Consider the following 17,388-nt stretch of genomic DNA (forward strand, 5'->3'; position numbering starts at 1 on the left):
AGCTTACTGTACTTTTATCTTTTTGCTTAGCCTCTAATCCATTTCCAAAGCTCTTTTAACGTCGCTTTATTTCCATACATCAAAATACCTACACGATAGATTTTTCCGGCCAGGAAGATCATGAAAACAGTGGTTCCCAATAACAATGCAATAGATAATGCAATCTGCCATGCAGGAACTCCAAATGGTATTCTTGCAATCATCGCAACGGGTGATGTAAATGGAATGATGGATAACCAAAAGCCTAATGGCCCGTCCGGGTTGTTCATTAAAGTGAAACTTCCATACATCCCCAATGTCAAAGGTAAAATAGCAAATAAGGTAAACTGCTGCGTCTCTGTTTCGTTGTCAACAGCAGAACCAATAGCTGCATAAATAGAACTATAGAAGATATATCCTAAAAGGAAGAAAACGATAAACACAAAAATAATCAGCGGGAAATTAAGTTCCAGCAAACTGTGGGAAATTTGAGTAACAAGCTGTCCCATATCCAGTTTACTTGTAATCTCTTCATTTCCGCCAGGAATATTTTTCTGAAGAGGTGAGAATCCGGTATTCAGAACCAATGCTCCAATCACAGACATGGTGATCCAGATCAGAAACTGCGTCAGTGCAACCATTGTTACCCCTAGGATTTTACCCATCATCAGCTCAAAAGGTTTTACAGAAGAAATGATGATCTCTACAACACGGTTATTCTTTTCCTCAAGTACACTTCGCATTACCCTTACCCCATAAATAATAATAAACATAAAGGTAACATACATCAGGACCATGCTCAGACCAGATTTGACTCCGAAAGCAAGATCAGAATCCTCTTTGTTATTATCTGTTACATTAATTGTCTTTAGAGTGAAGCTTTTATCAAGGTCATCTAACTGAGTTTCCTGGATACCCAGCTGTTTGATCTTTTCCTTTTTAACAATATTACTGATGTCAGAAACAATTTTCTGTTTTGTATCGAATCCTATTTTACTGTTGATCACCAGCCTGGTGTCTTTTTCAAGCGCATCAAAGTTCTGATTTTTCAGTTCTGGCAGAATCAAAATACCATCCAGAGATTCATTTCCCTTTAAATTATTGATCTTGGATTTTTCGTCTGCAGCAGAAACAAAAACGTAATTTAATTTGTCATTAGATTTCAGCTGGTTGGTAAACAATCCGCTTTTATCAACCACTTCTATAATACTGTGTGACTCATTCGCCTTAAACATTAATCCTACTACCGCTCCAAAAGCAATAATCATGACAGGTGCCAGCAAGGTCAATACAATGAAAGACTTTTTCTTAACCTGTGTAAGAAATTCCCTCTTGGTAATTAAAAAAATATTATTCATAAAATTAAGAATGGTTGCTTACAGCATTAATAAATACTTCATTCATACTAGGAATCTTTTCGTCGAATGATCTCACTTTACCCACCTGTACAAGGTCGAGAAGGACACTATTCTGGCTTTCCTCATTTTTCAGATCAAAAGAAACAAGATTGTTCTCATTCGATAAATTGAAGATCTCATATTTGTTTGTGAAATTTTCAAACTGATCGTTGCTGACTTCAGAAAGCGTAACTCCGAAAATATTTTTCTTGAATTTTTCTCTTACATCAAAAACCCTTCCGTCAATAATTTTTTTAGAATTGTTGATCAAAGCAACATAATCACACATTTCCTCCACACTTTCCATTCTGTGGGTAGAAAGAATAATCGTTGTTCCGTTATTTTTAAGATCAATGATCTGATCTTTGATTAAATTGGCATTTACAGGGTCGAAACCTGAAAAAGGTTCATCAAGAATTAAAAGATGGGGTCTGTGAAGAACGGTTACCACAAACTGGATCTTTTGTGCCATCCCTTTGGAAAGCTCAGAAAGCTTCTTCTTCCACCATTGATCGATGTTCAGCTTTTCAAACCATTTTTTGGCTTCATTCAGCGCATCATTCTTACTCATCCCTTTCAGTTCCCCGAAATAAAGAATCTGATCCCCAACGCTCATATTTTTGTACAATCCTCTTTCTTCAGGCATATAACCGATATCTTTGATATGATTCGGATTCAGTTTTTCCCCATTGATGAAGATATCCCCTGAGTCGGCCTGAGTAATTTGATTGATAATACGGATAAAAGAAGTTTTTCCGGCTCCGTTAGGTCCTAAAAGGCCATAAATACTACCTTTTGGAACATGGATGCTAAAATCATCCAGTGCGACCTTTTTTCCGGCATTGTAGGTCTTTTTAATATGTTCAGCTTTTAGCATTAAAATGTTCTTTTTACAATTAGTATTAAAAAGTCCCGAAAGTTACGGAAATATTAAACCAGAATTAATGTAAAAGAAAAAATCCTGATGATTATCAGGATTTTAATTTATTGTTTTACGATTTGAGTAACTTTCTGCGTGTTGTCACTTAAAATATAGCGGATCATATATTTTCCGGGTTTCAATTTTTCAATATTAATCTCTCCGGAATTCATATTTACTGTATAATTAGCAACCTGCATACCCAAAATTGAATAAAAAGTCACACTTTTGATTCTTAAAGAAGAATCTTTTGCCTTAATGATAAGGAAATCCTTTGCAGGATTTGGATAGGCAAGCAATACTCCATCATCCGCCTTTTGGGTGATGGAACCCGGCTCTCTCAGCTGAGCTTTTAAATTGTTGGAAAATCCAACAAAAGTGCCTACAAATAGAAATAAAAGTAAAAGTTTTTTCATCAAATTTATAATTTCTCGGATATATATAACAAATGTAATAAATTCTATAATTTCATACAATAGTTTTTTGCAGAACTTATATTAAATTTGTAGAAACTTATTCAAAAAGTATTCCAAAATGATACATTCAAGAAATAGAAGACTTAGAGTTAATGAATCTATCAGAAGTTTGGTAAGAGAAAATGTGCTTACAACTGATGATTTTGTGATGCCAATCTTCGTAATGGAGGGCGAAAACAAGCAGGAGGCGATCCCGTCTATGCCGGGAATTTTTAGGCGGAGTATAGATTTAACAGTGAAGGAATGTAAGGAATTATTTTCTTTGGGAGTAAAAGCTGTCAATTTGTACATGAAAGTGTCAGAACACTTGAAAGACAATACAGGAAAAGAAGCCTGGAACAAAAATGGATTGATGCAGAACACGATCAAGGCCATCAAAGATGCCGTTCCCGGAATGATTGTTATGCCGGATGTAGCTTTAGATCCTTATTCAATCTACGGGCATGACGGAATCATTGAAAACGGAAAAGTTATCAATGACGCTACCAATGATGCCCTGGCAAGAATGTCTGTATCCCATGCAGAAGCAGGAGCAGATCTTGTGGCACCAAGTGATATGATGGATGGCAGAGTAATGGTTATCCGTGAAGCATTGGAAGAAAGTGGATTTGCAGATGTAGGAATCGTAAGCTATGCTGCCAAATATGCAAGTTCTTTCTATGGACCTTTCAGAAGTGCTTTAGACAGTGCTCCGAAAGAGGATATGGAAATTCCGAAAGATAAAAAAACATATCAGATGGATTTTCACAACTCCCGTGAAGCATTGAATGAAGTGTTCAAAGATATTGAAGAAGGCGCCGATGTGATCATGATCAAACCGGGACTTCCTTATCTTGATATTGTTTCCAAAGTACGTGAAGCCATTGATCTTCCGATCGCGGTATACAACGTAAGTGGAGAATATGCCATGGTAAAAGCGGCGGCACAGAACGGCTGGCTGGATAATGACAAAACGATCATCGAAAGCTTAACATGCTTCAAAAGAGCAGGAGCAGACATGATCTTTACTTATTTTGCAAAAGAAGCAGCTATCCTGTTAAATAAATAATAGCTATAGAATCATTGATCCGGACATGAACGTTAATGTTAAGTTAATAACCGGAATTGAGACTTTCGAATACATAAAACTGTTATTTTTGAGTAAAACTAATTTCGAAAAACGAAATCATTAAAACATCAAAAAGAACTTATTTATGAAAAATCTTAAGAAGATTCAAAGAAATCAATTGAAGGAAATTAAAGGAGGTGAAGTGATTATTGATAATCCAAACTGTGGAACATGGTGCAAAGAAATCTGGTATCCATGCGTTATGGAGCACTTAGCTTGTCCTGATTAATAGTATTCAAGATAGAAAAATAATAGGCTGTTCGAATAAGAACAGCCTATTTTATTTTAATTAAGCGTATAGATAATTAATGTTATAACCAACCCTTTTTCCCATACACATAAGTATCGTCAAATTGTTTATCACTCATAAAGAGATATAAAATCCCTTCAATAAAAGGAATAATTGAGGCTGCTCCTAAAGTAACCACATTCAGAACCAATTGAATAATTCCCTCTTTCGTATATCCCAGATAAAACTTATTCAAAGCCAGCCAGCCCACAAGAATTCCCAACAATGCGGCAGGAATTTTCTTTTCCGAATGGTAAGGGACATTGTTTTGCTGGTTTTGTGCGTTTTCTGTTTTTGTATAACCGTAATTTTCCATTTCTTAGTATTTGTAATTGATTGCGATGTTTTATGATAAGTAGCGTAAAGCTGTGAAAAGTTACAATGATGTGGATCTGAACAAATTTACATTTAAGGTAAACAAGTTTATATTAACATATAAGTGAAGTTTATATTTTTGATATATTTGCCCTATGATTTTACGAGGAGAAAACTTAATCAAGGAATACGGTCCTAAAAAAGTTGTAAAAGGCGTTTCTGTACAGGTTCAACAGGGAGAAATTGTTGGTTTGCTAGGTCCGAACGGAGCAGGGAAAACCACATCGTTTTATATGATCGTAGGGTTGGTTAAGCCCACTTCAGGAAAAATTTTCCTGGATAAACAGGAGATTACTACCGATGCTATGTACCGAAGAGCCCAAAAGGGAATCGGATATCTGGCTCAGGAAGCTTCGGTTTTCAGAAAACTTTCCGTAGAGGAAAACATTATGGGAGTATTGCAGCTGACTAAGCTTTCAAAGCGTCAACAGCAAATCAAATGTGATGAACTGATCGAAGAATTCTCTCTACAGCATGTCCGTAAAAACAGAGGAGATCTACTTTCCGGTGGGGAAAGACGTAGAACCGAAATTGCACGATGTCTTGCCACAAGCCCGAACTTTATTCTTTTGGATGAACCTTTCGCAGGGGTAGACCCTATTGCCGTTGAAGATATCCAGAAAATTGTAAGAAGTCTTGTAGACAAAAACATCGGAATTCTGATTACCGACCACAACGTACAGCAAACGTTGGCGATTACCAATAAAACCTATATTATGTTTGAAGGAAAAATTCTGAAAGAAGGACTTCCGGAAGATCTTGCGAACGATCCGCAGGTAAGAGAAGCATATCTGGGCGAAAACTTCGTTTATCAGAGTATTTTAGACAAACCTAAAAAGAAAAAATACGCTTACAATATCTGGGCAGGTAACTTTGATTCAAAATCTCAGTTCCAGGGATTTGTAGATGAAAATTTCAAACAATTTGATGATCTCAGATTGATGTATGGATTTGAGGATATTAGTTTTGCTTCATTAGCTAACTCTGAAATCGAGCATATCTTTAATGATGTGGTGGATAAGAATGCCAACAACTCATTTGTTTTCCAGAAAAAAGAAATCAATAGCCAGTATTCTCTGGAGCAGGCAGGAGCTGAATCTAAAGAAGCCGGCAGAAAAGAACTGCATTACCTTACGACTTATATGTATGAAGGATAAGCACAACTGTGCGGCAAAAATTCTTTAATGTGTGTTTTTGTTTTTTCTGATGGCTTTCCAATAAGGAAAAATGAGAATATTGAAAACTAGAGTTATAGTCAGTGCAACGCACCAGGACTCCAGCCAGTTATAAATAAAATATTCATCATAGATCTTTTCATTATTGTGTAATGAAGTGAGTGTAAAAGTAATGATTGCTGTGATAAACAGACTCTTAAGTATTGTTTGCTGCATTCTTTTGATTGGCAAATATAATTTCCCAATTATTAAAAGCGAGGTCAGATAAATGATGCTGATTCATACTGTCGATGAAAGCTTGATAAGCAGTATCTAAAAATGATTTTAGTTTGCATTCATAGGAGACAAATACACACGACTTTGAAAAACAATTGATGATTGGGGTGTCATCTTGTTCCAATAGATGTATAAGATCGCCTAATCCTGTTTTATTCGCTTTCTCAGAAATGGTAATTCCACCATTTTTCCCTCTTTTTGTTATGACTAGCTCTTTTTGAGATAGAAATTGAACCACTTTAATAAGATGATTACGAAGGATATCAAGTCTTTCGGACAATTCATCCAAAGAAGATGAAGAGGCTTTATCATTTTGATTTAAATAGATTAAGACCCGTAAACTATAGTCTGTAAAGTGGTTCAGTTTCATTGATTGTTAATTTAGATGAAGCAGTTGAGGCCCAAATTCTTCATAAAGAATATCTTCTTTGGCAATGCCTAGCTGTAGTAAAGAATTATATTGAGCTTTAATAAATGCTTCGGGGCCACAAATATAATACTTTGCATTATCAATAAGAATTTCCTCCTTGATTTCATGTAAGTCTATTCTCCCTTTTTTGACAAGATCAGAATGGTTGTCAACGGTTTCATAAAAAATATGAGTGGTGAGCCATTGATTGTTTGTATTCAAATGGTTCACATGATCTTTAAAAGCATGTACTTTCTCATCTCTGCAGCTATGAAGCCAAACGACAGTGTTGTTTTGCAGCGTGTTTTTTTGAGTTTCCAGCATACTCAATAGTGGAGTAGCACCTACACCACCGCTTATGAGTACCAGTGGATCTTCAGATACCGGATTGGCATGAAAAACTCCGGCTGGAGCAGTTACCCATATCTCATCCCCTATTGCCTTTTGATGTAATACATTAGAAACAACCCCATCAGGCAAACTTTGATTATTTTTTTCTTTTTTTACCGAAATTCTATAATGTTCAGGATTGAAAGCTGAAGACAAGCTATATTGTCTGGGTTGCTCGTACCCTAATGCAGGAATAAATGTTTTTACCGAAATATATTGCCCCGGCAGGTAATCTGCAATTGATTTATTATCCATGGGTTTTAGATAGAACGACTTTATTTCATCGCTTTCCTCTACAATATCTGCAATGACAAAAGCTCTCCAGCCTTTCCAGCCTCCTTCTTTTTTCAGGGTAGATTCATAGAGTTCATGTTCGATAGAGATCATAATCTGAGCTAATTCATTATAAGCTTGTGTCCATGCTTCTATAAGCTCATCACTAGCTGCCTCTCCTAAAACTTCCTTTATGGAGGAAATCAAATGGAGACCTACAATATCGTATTGTTCCGGACTAATATTTAAGCTTACATGTTTATTTCCGATAGATTTTAAAACATTGATAAGAACTTCCGGATTTTCAATCTGCTCAGCATAGGCTAGTACAGCTCCGGCTAAGGCATTTTGCTGTTTTCCACTTGCTTGATGGCTCATATTAAAAATGTTCTTCAGTTCAGGATTATGTGTAAACATTCTTGTATAAAAATGTTTTGTTAAATCTGTTCCATTAGTTTTTAGAACTGGAACTGTTGCTTTTACAAGTGCTTTTTGGTTAGTATTCATCTGGTCTTTTTTTATATGATGGTAAAAATGTATAAAAAAAATTCTAATTGTTGTATTTTAAATATAACAATTAGAATTCAAATGTTTTCATCAAAAAATTAGCTCATACAATAAGCGCAGGTATTTGGTGAATCTGATGATATTATTTCTACAATTTCCAAAGAATGTGTTTTCAAAAGAGGGAAGAGTGTATTGTATTTTCCATAATGAATGGATGGAATGATGAAGACCATTTTGAAAACAAGGAATTAAAAATTTTTAGTCCCAATAGAAAAAACAAGTCGTATTAAGTTGGCTATTTCTATGAATTGTTTTAAAAAAGGTTTAATTTTACTAGGCTCTATAAACAACATTAATGGCAAAACCTTTCAACAGAACCGTTACTTTATTCGGAATCTACAAACAGCTTGTTCCATTCATCAGACCTTACCGGCTAATGATTTACGGAACGCTGTTTCTTACTTTTCTGGGAGCTCTGGCAGCACAGGTGAACCCTATTGTTTTGAAATATACGGTAGATGAGGTCACCAAACTTACCCATCTTCCACACCCGATGACAGAAGGAGTTCATATTCTGATCATTATTTCCATTATTTTATTGGGAAAAGAACTTTTGAATATTTTTATCAATTTTGGGCAGAAATTCTATGGGGAGAAAATCAGAATCAATGTAAGCTCTGTATTGGCTCAATCCGCTATTGATAAAATTTTAACCTATAGAGTCGCCTATTTTAACGATGAAAATCATGAATCCGGGAAATTACAGATAAGAATAGACCGCGGAATCGAAAGTCTGACAAGATTGGTTCAGAACTTTTTCATTGATATTCTGCCTCTTTTTTCCAATGCGATCATCGCACTGATCATTATGTACATGCAGAATGTATATGTGGGGCTTGTTTCCACGATTATTGTTCCTATTTATTTTTACATCAGCTCCCTGCAGGCTAAAAAATTAGGTGGAGTACGCCGTCAGCTTAGGAACCAAAGGGAAAAAAAGACATCCGGACTTCTGAACCTGATAAATTCCATTATGGTGATCAAAAGTTTTGTCCGTGAAAAATTTGAAGGAAAAAAGCAATACGACCTTCAGATGCAATTAATGGAAAGCCAGATGATTACCCGCAGAACCAACTTTATTTATGATGGTTTAAAAACATTTCTTGAACAGTTTGGTGTTGTTCTGATTATCCTTCTAACCGTTTATCTCGTTCTAGACCAGCAAATGACAATTGGCGCGATCATGCTTCATATTATGCTTTTCAATAATGTTTCAGCACCTATTCGCCAGCTGCACAGGATTTATGATGATATGAACGATGCCATGATTTATGCTGAAGGCTACTTTGATATTCTGAATGCAGATAACGAAACCGAACAGAATGGAAATTTTACGGAAAAAGAAATCAAAGGAACTTTTGAATTGAAAAATGTAGATTTTACTTATCCCAATGGTACAAAAGCCTTGCATGAGGTCTCCATGAAAATTGAAAATGGGAAGACTACAGCTTTGGTAGGATTGAGCGGTGCAGGAAAGTCAACGATTATTAATCTTTTATGTAAATTTTATCTGCCTGATTCCGGAGAAATTCTATTGGATGGAGTGAACCTTAATGAATTTGACAATACTTTTCTAAGACGAGATTTGGGGCTTGTACTTCAAAAAAATCATATTTTCCAGGGAAGTATTGAAGATAATATCCGCTATGGAGACATGAATGCAAGTTTTGAAGAAATTCAGCAAGCCGCCAAAAAGGCTTATCTGCATGAACAGATTATGGATCTTCCCGAAAAATACAAACACGATGCTACTCAGCTTTCCGGGGGACAGCAGCAGAGAATTGCCATTGCAAGATTATTCCTCAAAAATCCTCCGATCATCTTTTTGGATGAGCCAACAGCCAGTCTGGATGCCATTGCCACAGAACAGATTAAAAACTCCCTGGATGCGATAAAAGAAGGAAGAACTGTTGTCATTATTTCCCACTCGCTGTCCCAGATTCTGGATTCCGATATCATTTACGTAATGAAAAAAGGAAGAGTCGTTGAGAACGGAACGCATGATGAACTTTACAGTAAAGAAGGAACCTACCGTGAGATTTTCGATGCGTCAGCCCGCAGTTTGAACCTCGATAAACTGGTGAATACTTTTAAAGAAAATTAAATAAAAAGCTTTACCTCAAAAAAGAATTTTAGCTTTGTTGCATAATGAACGATCACTACCTTAAAAAACTCGATCGGGTGACGGCCATCCTTACCCAATTACAGTCGAAGCCCATTGTTCGGGCGCAGGACCTGGCTGAAAAATTCGATGTAAGTATCAGAACCATTTACCGTGATGTAAAAACCCTTGAAAATGCAGGTATTCCTATCGTAGGAGAAGCAGGTAACGGCTATTCTTTAATGGATGGCTATAAGCTTCCCCCGATTATGTTTACCAAAGAAGAGGTCTTAAGTTTCATTACTGCTGAAAAGCTGATGCAGAAATTTTCACACCAAAGCTTAGGGAACCATTATCAGGCGGCTATGGAAAAAGTGCGTTCTGTACTAAAGCATTCTGATAAAAATTTGATTAAAAATATTGAAAAGCAGATCGATGTTTTCAGTTTTCATACCGATTCCGGAGACTCTCTTAAAAATGTGATTCCTATTATTCTGGAAAGTATCGCAGAGAAAACTCAGCTGACTATAAAATACCAGACCGTAGACGGAAGAGTGAACAACAGAACGATAGAAACAGTGGGGATGTTTTTTGAGTTTAATTTTTGGTATATCATGGCATACTGTACGCTGAGAAAAGATTTCAGACAGTTTCGTATCGACAGGATTTTAGAAATTTTAAAAACACAAAATCCCTTTCTACAGGAATATGGTCAGGTGAATGATTACCGGAAAAAATCAAATGGAAATAAAGTCAAAGCTAAACTTTTGGTAGACAAAAAGATCATGTCTCATCTTGTAAATTCTAAAAAATACTACGGATTGATAGAAGAGGAAGAAACAGAACAAGGGGTAGAGCTTACTTTTGAAACCGAATGGATAAATGACGGATTTCCCCGCTGGCTGGTTACTTTTGCAGATTATGCCACTGTTTTGGAGCCGGAAAGTCTTCGTATAAGACTCCATGATTTGCTCACAAAGATGGTCGAAAGACATCAATAATAAACCCCAACAAGACAGCTGTTGAGGTTTAAAGACTTAATTGAGGCAAATAAATGAAATGGTTAATAAGCTAAGGGTAAAAAAGCAAAAAAGCTAAATTTGTTGTGTCGCAAAAATGAAATAAGTTGAGTTTAAATTGAAGAAAAAATCACAATAATAAATGACATCGCAGTGGTAATTTTTCTCAGTAGTTTTAGCCTTTTTGCAATTTTACCTTTCTGTTTTTTTTTATTAGAATCTTTCCCAGAAGAATGGTGGCTCGATTCCCAAAGCTCTCAGATAAACATATCCTTGTCCACGATGATGAACTTCGTTGTCTACAAAATAAAGAACATTTTGATATACCGGGAATTCATATTGTCCGAATAAATTGAAAGTCTCCTGAAAACGCTCTTCAGAAATCAAATTGAAATAATGGTTGATCACTTCTGTCTCTTCATCCCATTTTTTTAAGAGTTCTTCTTTAGTCTTTGGATTGAAAGCCTCTTCATTGTAAGCTTCCATATTTCCTTCAACAATTCCTTTTAAAGCGGGTCCGCCAATATTGATCAGTTCTAATGCCAGCTTGGCAAACGGTCTCATGCCACCTACTGAAAATTCAAATAAATCATTTTCAGGAAAAGACTCAATCACTCTTCTCGTTAGGTTTCTATGTCCTTGCCAGTCATTTAATAGCTGTTCAGAAGTCATAAATTGTTTAGTGGCAGTTGCTGTAGTTGTCATAATTGTATGGTTTTTGTTTGTTGTTGATACAAAGGTAAGAGTAGGTAATGACAACAGTTTGTCAGTAGTATTTTTGTTATTGAAAAAATATTTTTTCTTTGCTAAAATATCCGGACCTACTTTTCCGTTAGAAGAAAGGATATTAATAAATGAAATCGCTATTATTAGAATTATGAAGAAGTATATTTTGCCCGTTATCACCACTTTTTTATTAGTATCATGCAATAAGATTGAGGAAAAAATTGACCAGACTGTTCAAAAAACGACAGAAACAGTACAGCAAAAAGCACAGCAGGCTGTAGAAGAAACCGTAAAAAAAACAGTCAATGAATCTATAAATTCTTTAACCAACTCCGAGGATGTTAAGTTTAATACCGTTTTTCCTGGTACTGGAGCTTCCATTGTTTCTGAAGAAAAAGGAAAAAAAGTTAATATTCCCGGAAGACCTGAAGGTTATATTTTTAAATATAAAGCAGACATTGGGGTGTTGCTTCCGTTTTTGGAAAGCCAGCCTACTTCCGATGAAAGTAAATCTGATAAAACTGCCCGTAAAATTGATGGACAAAACATTGTTGATAAAATAAGTTTTATGTCCAAATTTCTTCCTGACAATACGTTTGATACAAGTATTCTGGAAGATATAAAATCCGATAAAAATATTCAATACTATAAATTGAAAAGATTCCCAAAAAGTAGTACAATAATCTACAACCCAAAAAATCAGACCATCATACAATACGTAGAGGTAAATAAATAATTTGGATATGGCCGGTTTTCCGGCCATTTTTTTTCAACAGTCATTGCGAGCCATAGGCGAAGCAATCTCAACCCGTTGAAAACTACTTGTCAGGACGAATAAAATCATGTTTATTTCTGATGTTAACTAATTGATTTTTTTTATACAAATATGGTGTTATTGATTCATTTTTTTTCATGTTATCAATAAATCACTTTATGTTTTGTAGATTAATTATTGTTTTTGTGAAATGGTATGGTTTTCGCAAATATAAAAGTAAATTATTACTATATGTTTTATTTTAGTATTTAATGTTTATTTTTTTACTAGATTTATTGAATAATTAACAATTGACATGAAGAATAATTTATTTAATGGAAAAATCTATGCCTTAGTATTAAGCGGAGCTGGTGCAATGGGATATGCTCAGGACAGCATAAAACAAAATAAAATAGATGAAGTTGTAGTTACTACGGGTAGAACTAAGCCCAGAACTATCATTACCTCTGCGATTCCTATTGATAATATTTCGGCAGTACAACTAAAATCTACAGGGCAGATTACTTTTGATAAAGCTTTGACGTATGCTGTACCCTCTTTTAACTCATCACAGCAAACTGTTTCTGATGCAACGGCTCACTTTGATCCGGCAGATTTAAGAGGATTGGGTCCTTCCAGAACATTAGTTTTGGTTAATGGTAAAAGAAAAAATCAAAGCGCTTTAATTTATGTAAATGATACACCCGGAAAAGGGGAAGTAGGTACAGATCTGAAAAGCATTCCGTCAGCAGCTTTACAGAATGTAGAAGTATTGAGAGATGGTGCCTCAGCACAATATGGTTCTGATGCTATTGCAGGAGTAATTAATATTATTCTTAAAAACAGTGTCGGAAAAAGCACTGTTAATCTTTTTTCTGGTATTACTTCAAAAGGAGATGGCTTTAATATCGGAGCAGATTTTAATACAGGAATCAGAGTTGCAAAAAATGGAAGTTTGAATCTTACATTGGGATATTCTTCCCAAAATAAAACTAACCGTGCAGGTTCTATTACAAAAGATGAACTTTTTGGTGTGGATAATGCCTGGACGCAGGCTAATCCTGGTTTAGGAATGATTATAGGGCAGCCGGAGACAAGAGTTGCCAATATGTTTGTAAATTTTGAATTGCCAACAGGTGAAACAGGTAAGTTTTATGCTTTTGGTGGTACAACTTACAGAAATGGAACTAGTTTTGGGTTGTATAGAACACCTTATTGGGTAACTTCAGATTTTGGTCTTTTAACTCCAAAAGGACAACCTTACAATGGATTTCAGCCGCAATTTAAAACAGATGTTTATGATTATAATTTAACCTCCGGGTGGAAAGGCATGCTTGGAAAATGGAGTTTTGATGGGAGTGCAACCTTTGGCTCTAATGCAGTAAATTATGTTGTAGGAAACACCATCAATACCTCTTTGGGTGGAAATTCACCAACAAGTTTTAAAGCAGGTGGCCATCAGTTTAGTAATATTATAGGAAACATAGATATCAACCGAAATTTTGGTGCGCTTGTTTTAGGAGCTGGTGTTGAAGTGCGCAATGAAAACTATCAAGCAAAAGCAGGAGAGGAAGCATCTTATATTGGAAGTGGTGCAGAATCATTTCCAGGGCTGCAGCCTCAAAATGAAGTCAATAAAAATCGTCAAAATATTGGAGCTTATATGAATGCTGAATGGGATGTTACGAAAAACTTGTTGGTTGGAGGAACTGTGAGATATGAAAACTTTAGTGATTTTGGAAATAATGTTTCCTGGAAAGGAAATGCAAGATATAAGTTGTTAGATGATAAATTAGTTTTCCGTGGGTCTGTTTCTACAGGATTTCGAGCACCTTCACTACACCAGATTTATTATTCCAACGTTCAAACCAAGATTACAGGGAATACTGTAGCTAATCAGGGTACTTTTAATAATGACTCTCAAATTGTAAGATCTGATCTTGGGGTAGCAAAATTAAATGCTGAAAAAGCTTTTAACATTACTGCGGGATTTGCCGTAAAGCCTCTTAAAAACCTTACTATTACAGCAGATTATTATAGAATAAAAATTAAAGACCGTGTACTTTTCTCAGGAGATATTGGTTACAAGACCGGGGCTCCGGGTAGTCCGGATATAACAAACCCTGTGGAAGTAATATTAGACAATAATAAAATAACTTCCTTGAAGTTTTTCACCAATGCTGTAAATACAGTTACTGAGGGGATAGATTTCGTAGCTAATTATTATACTTCCGCTATTGGCAAAGGAAGATTGGGAATCATTGCTGCTTTCAATTATAACGAAACTAAAATAGTAGATAATATTGCCGTTCCACCTATTTTGGCTGGAAATGGTTACTCAGAAAACTTTTTTGATAGAAAAGAACAATCTAGAATTACCTCTGCAAGGCCAAAAACAAAAACTATTCTTAGTCTTTCGTATGACATTTCAAAGTTTAACTTTAATCTTAATAATACTTACTTTGGTTCTGTTACATGGCAGCACGCAAGCGATCCAGCCAAAGATCAGACATTTTCTGGTAAGGTAGTTACAGACATCGTTTTAACATATAAAATCACGAAAGACCTTAAAGTTTCCGGAGTCGTAAATAATTTATTTAATATTTATCCGGATGTAATAGATAGCAAAGGTGATATAGTAACAGATCTTGGAGGAAGGTTCAAATATCCTTGGGAGGTGAATCAGTTTGGATTTAACGGAACAATTTTTCAGCTAAATGTTAATTATACTTTTTAATCTATAAATAAAGGAATTTGCATTTGCTTTATCATACTTAACAAAAGGGAAGCAATCTAAAAAAATATAGAACCTACATATGCAAATATTAGCTGACATTAATTCCTAATGTCAGCTAATTATTTTTCAGGCAGAATAGGCAGTTATTGCTACTTTTTACATTGTACTTTATACAAAAAAAGGTATTTTAGTACTATGAAAATTTATACAAAAACAGGAGATAAAGGTCAGACGGCATTATATGGCGGAACAAGAGTTTCCAAAGCCAGCGCCAGAGTAGACAGTTATGGAAATATAGACGAACTGAATTCATTTATTGGGATTGCAAAAAGTCATATCGAAGATGAAGAAGTGTTGAGACAGCTTAAGAAAATACAGTTTGATTTATTCACCGTAGGTTCAGAAGCAGCAACACCAGCGGATAAACTAATGCTGGCCAATGGAAAATCTCGCCTTCCAATCATTATTTCAGAAACAGAAATTGAAGAGCTGGAGCAATGGATGGATGCTTTTGAAGAGAAATTGGAACCGCTTCAGTATTTTATTCTGCCGGGTGGAGGAAAATCTGCCACTTTTTTACACGCGGGAAGAACCATCTGCAGAAGAGCAGAACGTTCATTGGTATTTTTGAATGAATCTGAAGAAGTACGTCCGGAACTCATTAAATATTTAAACAGACTTTCAGATTATCTTTTTGTATTGGCAAGATATATTTCAAAACTGAACAACGAACCGGAAGAATATTGGAACCCGAATGAGAGATAAAGCATTACTTTTCATCAATGGAGACGCTCCGAAATCGTTACCCAATCTTGAAAATTATGGTTTGATCGCTTGTACAGATGGTGCTTTCCATTATTTAAAAAGAATGGGATTACCATTGGATAAACTCGATTTTATTTCCGGCGATTTTGATTCGCACTCTGGATCAGATGAAGATATGTATCAGGAAAAATTTATCCTTACATTGGATCAGGAAAAAACAGATTTTCACAAAGCGTTGGAAATTATTCATGAAAGAGGTTTTTCGGAGATTGATGTTTTTGGAGGAAGTGGAGGTGAACAAGATCATTTTCTGGGAAATATTACCGTTGCTTATGCGTTTAAAGATCAGATGAACATTAAATTTTATGATGAGTTTTCAGAATATTATTTTATTCCCAATGATTTTAAACTGAAAGGTGTAAAAAACAAAATGATTTCTCTCTATCCGTTTCCATCAGTAAATAATATAACAACCAAAGGACTAAACTGGCCTTTGACGAATGAAACCCTAAGTATTACCTCAAGAATAGGAACCCGAAATTTCGCGGTTGAAGATGAGATTTCTGTGGAATACGAATCAGGTGATGTTTTGTTATTTGTAGGAATCCGTGAAATAGAATATCCGACAATCTATTAAAAGGATCTAATTATATATCAATAGAAATGGGCTTTAGCCCATTTGATACAAAATATACGAATCCACAGGCTTTAGCCAAAATTTATTAAAAACAATTGAATACATTAATCAAAATATCAGTTTCCGTCATTTCATTATGCTGTATTTTCTCATGCAAAACACAACATTTTGAAACCCCTGAATATGGGAAAAATGAAACTGAAAAAGTAATTCAGATTAAAAAAGTGAATAATTTCCGGACGGTAGGAAATATTAAAAATACCGAAGGAAGAACGTTGAAATCAGGTAAGCTGTACAGAAGTGCCCATCTTCATAAGCTGAAAAAGAAATCTTTTGATGATATTGAAAAACTGGGCATAAAAGAAGTCATTGATCTTAGAAATTCGAAAGAAATATCTCAGAGCCCGGATCAGCTTCCGGCAGAAATTGTTTATAAAAAATATTCAGCATTTGAAGATGAAGGTGATCAGCTTGCTCAGGCGAAAAAACTTGTCCTTAAAGGTAAGGTGAACGCTTCCGATGCAGACAAAAGAATGATCGACTTCTACCGTGAATACGTTACAGAAAATCCAGAAACGATAAAGAGGATTATCACAGAAATTCTGGAATCCAAAGATCCGATTCTTTATCACTGTACGGCCGGAAAAGACAGAACAGGAATTACAACAGCATTGATTCTTACGATTCTGAAATTTGATAAAGAGACCATTTATAATGAATATCTTTTATCCAACAATTATAGGAAAGATCTTGTTCAGAAAAGACTCCGCCTTGCCAATAATCTACATTTCCTTTATCCAAAGATGGATTTGAAGGTGCTGGAAAAACTGAGCTGGGTAGAAAAAAGATATCTTGATGCCGCTTTTGAAGAGATCAACAAAAAGTATGGCTCTACAGATGCCTATATTCAGCAGGTACTGGGCATTTCAGACGCCAAAAGGAATGAATATATTCAAAAGTTTACCTACTGATTATCAGAGATAAATTTTCACAGGATATGATATTGGGGCTTTATT

At 35.3% G+C, this 17,388-nt stretch carries 17 protein-coding genes and 1 pseudogene; 10 read left to right on the forward strand and 8 right to left on the reverse strand.

Going from position 1 to position 17,388, the window contains the following annotated elements; translation table 11 throughout:
• Positions 1-26: 26 nt before the first annotated feature.
• From LF886_RS06860 to LF886_RS06870, 3 genes are all read right to left on the reverse strand, one after another.
• On the reverse strand, positions 27-1,337 hold the full coding sequence (locus LF886_RS06860; RefSeq protein ID WP_236853462.1) for an ABC transporter permease: 1,311 nt from the start codon (positions 1,335-1,337) through the stop codon (positions 27-29).
• A gap of 4 nt (positions 1,338-1,341) precedes the next feature.
• Complete coding sequence (locus LF886_RS06865; RefSeq protein ID WP_236853464.1) at positions 1,342-2,253, reverse strand: ABC transporter ATP-binding protein; 912 nt, start codon at positions 2,251-2,253, stop codon at positions 1,342-1,344.
• A gap of 107 nt (positions 2,254-2,360) precedes the next feature.
• Positions 2,361-2,711: a T9SS type A sorting domain-containing protein gene (locus tag LF886_RS06870; protein WP_103231678.1), complete on the reverse strand. Its 351-nt coding sequence runs from the start codon at positions 2,709-2,711 to the stop codon at positions 2,361-2,363.
• Positions 2,712-2,829: 118 nt separating this feature from the next.
• Between LF886_RS06870 and hemB the strand changes: the two genes are divergently transcribed.
• Both hemB and LF886_RS06880 read left to right on the forward strand, forming a co-directional pair.
• Positions 2,830-3,819, forward strand: coding sequence for a porphobilinogen synthase (gene hemB, locus LF886_RS06875; protein WP_236853465.1), 990 nt, complete (start codon positions 2,830-2,832; stop codon positions 3,817-3,819).
• A 145-nt stretch (positions 3,820-3,964) separates the two neighbouring features.
• On the forward strand, positions 3,965-4,108 hold the full coding sequence (locus LF886_RS06880; RefSeq protein WP_236853467.1) for a bacteriocin-like protein: 144 nt from the start codon (positions 3,965-3,967) through the stop codon (positions 4,106-4,108).
• A gap of 82 nt (positions 4,109-4,190) precedes the next feature.
• Here LF886_RS06880 and LF886_RS06885 read toward each other — a convergent pair whose 3' ends face one another.
• Positions 4,191-4,484 (reverse strand): TM2 domain-containing protein, encoded by a 294-nt coding sequence (locus LF886_RS06885; protein ID WP_109738431.1) that lies wholly within the window; start codon positions 4,482-4,484, stop codon positions 4,191-4,193.
• 154 nt (positions 4,485-4,638) lie between these two features.
• On the opposite strand from LF886_RS06885, the pseudogene lptB reads away from it, so the two are divergent.
• Positions 4,639-5,364, forward strand: a pseudogene (lptB, locus tag LF886_RS06890) (LPS export ABC transporter ATP-binding protein); the annotation flags it as partial.
• A 360-nt stretch (positions 5,365-5,724) separates the two neighbouring features.
• Here lptB and LF886_RS24095 read toward each other — a convergent pair.
• The 3 genes from LF886_RS24095 to hmpA are packed head-to-tail and all read right to left on the reverse strand — an operon-like array spanning position 5,725 to position 7,573.
• Positions 5,725-5,934 carry a DUF2798 domain-containing protein gene (locus LF886_RS24095; protein ID WP_410685502.1) on the reverse strand — a complete coding sequence of 70 codons (210 nt, stop codon included), beginning with the start codon at positions 5,932-5,934 and terminating at the stop codon, positions 5,725-5,727.
• The gene (locus tag LF886_RS06895) at positions 5,915-6,364 is read right to left on the reverse strand and encodes an Rrf2 family transcriptional regulator (RefSeq protein ID WP_236853471.1); all 450 of its coding nucleotides are present in this window, start codon (positions 6,362-6,364) and stop codon (positions 5,915-5,917) included. The genes LF886_RS24095 and LF886_RS06895 overlap by 20 nt, the downstream gene beginning before the upstream one ends.
• Before the next feature lie 6 nt (positions 6,365-6,370).
• Positions 6,371-7,573, reverse strand: a complete 1,203-nt coding sequence (hmpA, locus tag LF886_RS06900; protein WP_236853472.1) for an NO-inducible flavohemoprotein — start codon at positions 7,571-7,573, stop codon at positions 6,371-6,373.
• A gap of 436 nt (positions 7,574-8,009) precedes the next feature.
• On the opposite strand from hmpA, the gene LF886_RS06905 reads away from it, so the two are divergent.
• The gene (locus LF886_RS06905) at positions 8,010-9,737 is read left to right on the forward strand and encodes an ABC transporter ATP-binding protein (RefSeq protein ID WP_236854295.1); all 1,728 of its coding nucleotides are present in this window, start codon (positions 8,010-8,012) and stop codon (positions 9,735-9,737) included.
• 44 nt (positions 9,738-9,781) lie between these two features.
• On the forward strand, positions 9,782-10,735 hold the full coding sequence (locus tag LF886_RS06910; RefSeq protein WP_236853474.1) for a helix-turn-helix transcriptional regulator: 954 nt from the start codon (positions 9,782-9,784) through the stop codon (positions 10,733-10,735).
• Positions 10,736-10,966: 231 nt separating this feature from the next.
• Here LF886_RS06910 and LF886_RS06915 read toward each other — a convergent pair whose 3' ends face one another.
• Positions 10,967-11,458, reverse strand: a complete 492-nt coding sequence (locus LF886_RS06915) for a DinB family protein (protein ID WP_236853476.1) — start codon at positions 11,456-11,458, stop codon at positions 10,967-10,969.
• A gap of 172 nt (positions 11,459-11,630) precedes the next feature.
• Between LF886_RS06915 and LF886_RS06920 the strand changes: the two genes are divergently transcribed.
• The 5 genes from LF886_RS06920 to LF886_RS06940 all read left to right on the forward strand — a co-directional run bounded on the left by LF886_RS06920 (position 11,631) and on the right by LF886_RS06940 (position 17,343).
• Positions 11,631-12,215, forward strand: a complete 585-nt coding sequence (locus LF886_RS06920; protein WP_236853478.1) for a hypothetical protein — start codon at positions 11,631-11,633, stop codon at positions 12,213-12,215.
• 334 nt (positions 12,216-12,549) lie between these two features.
• On the forward strand, positions 12,550-14,970 hold the full coding sequence (locus tag LF886_RS06925) for a TonB-dependent receptor plug domain-containing protein (RefSeq protein WP_236853479.1): 2,421 nt from the start codon (positions 12,550-12,552) through the stop codon (positions 14,968-14,970).
• A gap of 195 nt (positions 14,971-15,165) precedes the next feature.
• Positions 15,166-15,735 carry a cob(I)yrinic acid a,c-diamide adenosyltransferase gene (locus tag LF886_RS06930; protein WP_109738437.1) on the forward strand — a complete coding sequence of 190 codons (570 nt, stop codon included), beginning with the start codon at positions 15,166-15,168 and terminating at the stop codon, positions 15,733-15,735.
• Positions 15,725-16,372, forward strand: a complete 648-nt coding sequence (locus LF886_RS06935; RefSeq protein ID WP_236853480.1) for a thiamine diphosphokinase — start codon at positions 15,725-15,727, stop codon at positions 16,370-16,372. The genes LF886_RS06930 and LF886_RS06935 overlap by 11 nt, the downstream gene beginning before the upstream one ends.
• A 95-nt stretch (positions 16,373-16,467) precedes the next feature.
• Positions 16,468-17,343 carry a tyrosine-protein phosphatase gene (locus tag LF886_RS06940; RefSeq protein ID WP_236853481.1) on the forward strand — a complete coding sequence of 292 codons (876 nt, stop codon included), beginning with the start codon at positions 16,468-16,470 and terminating at the stop codon, positions 17,341-17,343.
• Positions 17,344-17,388 lie beyond the last annotated feature (45 nt).

Source organism: Chryseobacterium sp. MEBOG07 (assembly GCF_021869745.1).
GTDB lineage: Bacteria > Bacteroidota > Bacteroidia > Flavobacteriales > Weeksellaceae > Chryseobacterium > Chryseobacterium viscerum.